Genomic DNA, 3,930 nt, shown 5'->3' on the forward strand with positions numbered 1-3,930 from the left:
TCACCATTTTTTAAAGTGCGGTTTATATCAGCATTTAATGATAAGTCTAAATTCAGGAACTCACGTTCATTTTGCTCATTAACCCGTTCAAGCGTCGCGCCTTGAGGGTAAGCTGAAGCCAACATACCACCGGAATATGAGAGAAGATCAGAAACGGAGCCACTACCTTTAAGCTCATAATATGCTGGGCGTTTAATTTGGCCCTTTATTGCTACTTGAGGGCCAACAGCTGGAATAAATACCACATCACCAGATTTGAGCTGTGCATCAACCGAGGTGTCGCCTTTTAGCAGCAAGTCATATACGTCGAGCGATTGAACAAGCTTACCTTTGCGTTTTAACTGAATATTACGCAGTGAACCCAACTCTGAAACACCACCACTCAACACTAGCGCATTGGTCATGGTCGAGAGAGAGCTAATCACATAGGAACCCGGTACACGAGCTTCACCCAATACAAAGACCCGAATCGAACGCAAGCTTCCCATCGAAACACTGGCTTTAACACCAATCATCTTTTGATCAATCGTCTTTTTTATTTTTTCTTTGGCTTCAGAGAAGTCTAGGCCAGCTAAACTCATTGGGCCTAAGTCAGGGATATAAACCTGCCCCTCCTGATCAACGACCAATTCGAAGAATTGGCTTTCTTTACCATAGAGATTCACTTTTAGTGAATCACCCGGGCCTAATACATAATCAGATGAAACAGGAACATCAGTAATAGGTGCAAAGGTCGTTGGCTGGCCGGCGAATAGGTCGTAGCCGAAAGCAGGCAGTTTGCCTTCTTCCATTTCAGTATTGGTGTTAATCTCTCCGCCCACAGACTCAGCTACTTGCTGCTGAGCCACTGGCATGACGCTGTTAGTTTGTGCAACCACAGGCGTTTGCGCAGCATTTACATTGGGAATATCCACACCAAACTGCTTGGCTAAACGAGCCTGCTCAGCTGCAGGTAGACCCTTAAACTGTTCGAGCTGCGCCGGTGTAGGCTGTAGGGCAATAGATTGAAGCGAGAATAAAGCTGCTATTACAAAAAGAAATGCACGCCCAGTGAGCCTTAGGCGAGAGAGTGTATCGATCATTCCTGATTCCATCATTATTAGAGAGTACTTCACTGTGATGACCATGCATGACGATCATCTTAATGGGCGCTAATTTAGCATTTAAAGGAGGGGCTTACTAGTTGGTGGAGTGGTCTATTTTAACATTTGTTTACATTATTTGATGTTTGTCATTCCTTGGAACCCTAAGAAATAAACATTTGAACCACCGAGGACACCGAGCGCTTCGCTACACAGAGGAAGAGATTGAGACACATCTAAAGAAAGCTATTATCTTTTCTCGGTGCAGGCCACAGGCCGCTCTGTGTTCTCGGTGGTGAATCAGCTTTTATGTCTTAATCTTTAAGGGATAAACCGATGAACCACCGAGGACACCGGGCGCTTCGCTGCACAGAGGAAGGGATTGAGACACATCTAAATGAAAGCTTTAATCTTTTCTCTGTGTAGGCCGTAGGCCGCTCTGTGCCCTCTGTGGTGAACCGTCTTTTATGTTTTGATCTTTAAGAAACAAACACTTGAACCACCGAGGACACCGAGCGCTTCGCTGCACAGAGGAAGAGATTGAGACACACTAAAAAGCTATTATCTTTTCTCGGTGTAGGCCGCAGGCCTCTCTGTGCCCTCTGTGGTGAATCTGCTTTTGCGTTTTGATCTTTAAGGGCTACTTCTCACTACTCCGAAATAACTTCTGCACTAAAACCTTCGAAATCTGACAAGTGCTTTTCAATTACTGAAATCACAATATCTAAATCGAGCGTTTGGTAATCATGCACTGCAATATTTCTTAAGCCAACCATTCGCTTCATCGCGCCAGAGATGTCGACCGTAATCAATTTTGCCCCTGCTAGAATATCGAAACTATCACGTGCCGACTGAGGTATTCCCAGCCGGTGCACGCGAATTAGATAATTTGCTATATCAATTGAGGCCTCACACGCTCTTTGAATATTCAATAAGACAGAATCTTGTTTGGTGTAATTTTGTTTAAACTCTGCCTCGCTAGTAAATTCCTCGCGAACTCGCTGCAAACACCGTTTTATTGTTGCGAGTTTATTCAGTATGACATCATCCATGCTTCATTCCTTTAAGCTGAGCGACAAAGTCAGCCATAATCGCTTCACGCCCCTCTTGTAAACGGCCATACATGCTGAGAACACGCGTTTCGAAAGGCATCGCAGCGTCACAAGCATCATACAGCAACTGACCTCGCTCTATAATTTGCACATTCAAAACCGTGGTCGATTGAAGCAAGTCAATCAAATCAACTTCTGCACAACAGGTATTTGCCAGGAGCTCTTTAAGCTCCCATAAGGTAGATACGGGTATTTTTTTCTCTGCCATGACTGCGATATCCCAGTCACTCGAAGGTCGAGCTTCATTAGTAGCTCTTGAGCCAAAGAGGTAAATCAATTTAACACTTGGTAGATGTTTTTTTATTAGAGAAACCAGCTCGGAGTTTTCCATATCGCTTAAACCGTTTCAGTGGCTTTGTCATTTTATGATCTAGATAATAGACAGAATAACACGAGTGATAGGATCTTGCTTATGACGGCTTTGATATTTTTATTTCTCTGTGTAGGCCGCAGGCCTTTCTGTGCACTCTGTGGTGAACCTGCTTTTGTGTTTTGATCTTTAAGGGACAAACATTTGAACCACAGAGGGCACCGGGCGCTTCGCTGCACAGAGGAAGGAATTGAGACACATCTAAAAAAAGCTTTGATCTTTTCTCTGTGTAGGCCGCAGGCCTCTCTGTGCTCTCGGTGGCAAATCATCTTTTATGTTTTGATCTTTAAGGAACAAACACTTGAACCACCGAGGACACCGAGCGCTTCGCTGCACCGAGGAAGTGATTAAGAAATACTAAAAAGCTTTTTATCTTTTCTCTGTGTAGACCGTAGGCCGCTCTGTGCTCTCTGTGGTGAATCGTCTTTAGTATTTTGACCTTAAAGACTTAAAAGTGATTGAGCCTGCTTATCGTATGACCTTTGAACAGTAAGCAACATTTCTACTAATTCAATTGCCCTATTAAGTGCAGACGAGAACTCCTCATTATCTTCAACATAATCATGAACCAAACGATTTCTAAGATTTCTCGCCTCTATCCACTGTTCGACCGAAGCAATTAATCCAAGCTTTTCCATTCGTCCCAAGTTATTGATTGCAGAACTTGGCGTTTCAAGCATTTGTTTTAATAACTCGGGAGTACACTTATCACCTAAGTGATCTTGAAGCCTGCCAAACCTTGCGACAAACGCATCGACCCGCTCAGCCATATCTAGATCATCTTCAAGACCAGCAACCCATTGGGGATTAACTTCTTCAGATTTTAAGCGGCTCCACGTCAACTCCAAGTGCTTTGCTTCCTTTTCTGCCACTTTAATCAAGTGTCGTAAACGGTCTTTATTATTACCCATTAAAATAATCCTTCTCTATTTTTTATTTAGAGCGCTATTCCTTGCGCTTTAGCTTGCTTATGAATAGTTTGATACGGCGTTAGTGCATCCACCAAAATCACATCTATTTTTTGATCGCCGATTGCCATCTGAATTTTTGCCGCGATTCGAGCAGCGGCCGACGCCCTATTTTCAATTTGTCGCGCCGTCTCAACAAAAAGGTCGATATCCCCCCCCTTTGCGGAGTCATCTACTCGTGAACCAAAAAGAATCACCTCTGCCTCAGCGCCTAAAACTGCCTCTACAGATTCTTTAATTTTTGATACTTGAAATGAACTTAGCCGCACAGCCTACCCTCAACAATTCTTAGTGTTGTCAGTATAACAGGGAAATACTGAGAGCGTGCTTAAGGCGCTTTTAAGAAAACGCTTTCTTTTCTCGGTGCAGGCCTCAGGCCGCTCTGTACCCTCTGTGGT

5 protein-coding genes are annotated in these 3,930 nt (G+C 43.8%); all 5 read right to left on the reverse strand.

Translation table 11 applies throughout. The features are described from left to right. Nucleotides 1-1,082, reverse strand: a 1,082-nt coding sequence (locus tag A3757_RS19120) for a polysaccharide biosynthesis/export family protein (protein WP_197470136.1), incomplete at its 3' end; no start/stop codon positions are given. A gap of 650 nt (nt 1,083-1,732) precedes the next feature. Continuing rightward, the gene (locus A3757_RS19125) at nt 1,733-2,134 is read right to left on the reverse strand and encodes a DUF86 domain-containing protein (protein ID WP_068553603.1); all 402 of its coding nucleotides are present in this window, start codon (nt 2,132-2,134) and stop codon (nt 1,733-1,735) included. Next, nucleotides 2,127-2,525 carry a nucleotidyltransferase domain-containing protein gene (locus A3757_RS19130; protein WP_068553602.1) on the reverse strand — a complete coding sequence of 133 codons (399 nt, stop codon included), beginning with the start codon at nt 2,523-2,525 and terminating at the stop codon, nt 2,127-2,129. Before A3757_RS19130 ends, A3757_RS19125 begins: the two co-directional genes overlap by 8 nt. Before the next feature lie 479 nt (nt 2,526-3,004). Continuing rightward, nucleotides 3,005-3,475 carry a hypothetical protein gene (locus A3757_RS19135; RefSeq protein WP_197470137.1) on the reverse strand — a complete coding sequence of 157 codons (471 nt, stop codon included), beginning with the start codon at nt 3,473-3,475 and terminating at the stop codon, nt 3,005-3,007. A gap of 26 nt (nt 3,476-3,501) precedes the next feature. Further along, a complete protein-coding gene (locus A3757_RS19140) occupies nt 3,502-3,801 on the reverse strand; it encodes a nucleotidyltransferase domain-containing protein (RefSeq protein ID WP_068553729.1) in 300 nt (99 codons plus the stop codon). Nucleotides 3,802-3,930 lie beyond the last annotated feature (129 nt).

Source organism: Oleiphilus sp. HI0117 (assembly GCF_001635235.1).

What these genes read in the sequence shown, in the direction of transcription:
- A3757_RS19130 (WP_068553602.1), bottom strand. Translation starts at nt 2,525, where the DNA reads ATGGAAAACTCCGAGCTGGTTTCTCTAATAAAAAAACATCTACCAAGT.
- A3757_RS19125 (WP_068553603.1), bottom strand. Translation starts at nt 2,134, where the DNA reads ATGGATGATGTCATACTGAATAAACTCGCAACAATAAAACGGTGTTTG.
- A3757_RS19135 (WP_197470137.1), bottom strand. Translation starts at nt 3,475, where the DNA reads ATGGGTAATAATAAAGACCGTTTACGACACTTGATTAAAGTGGCAGAA.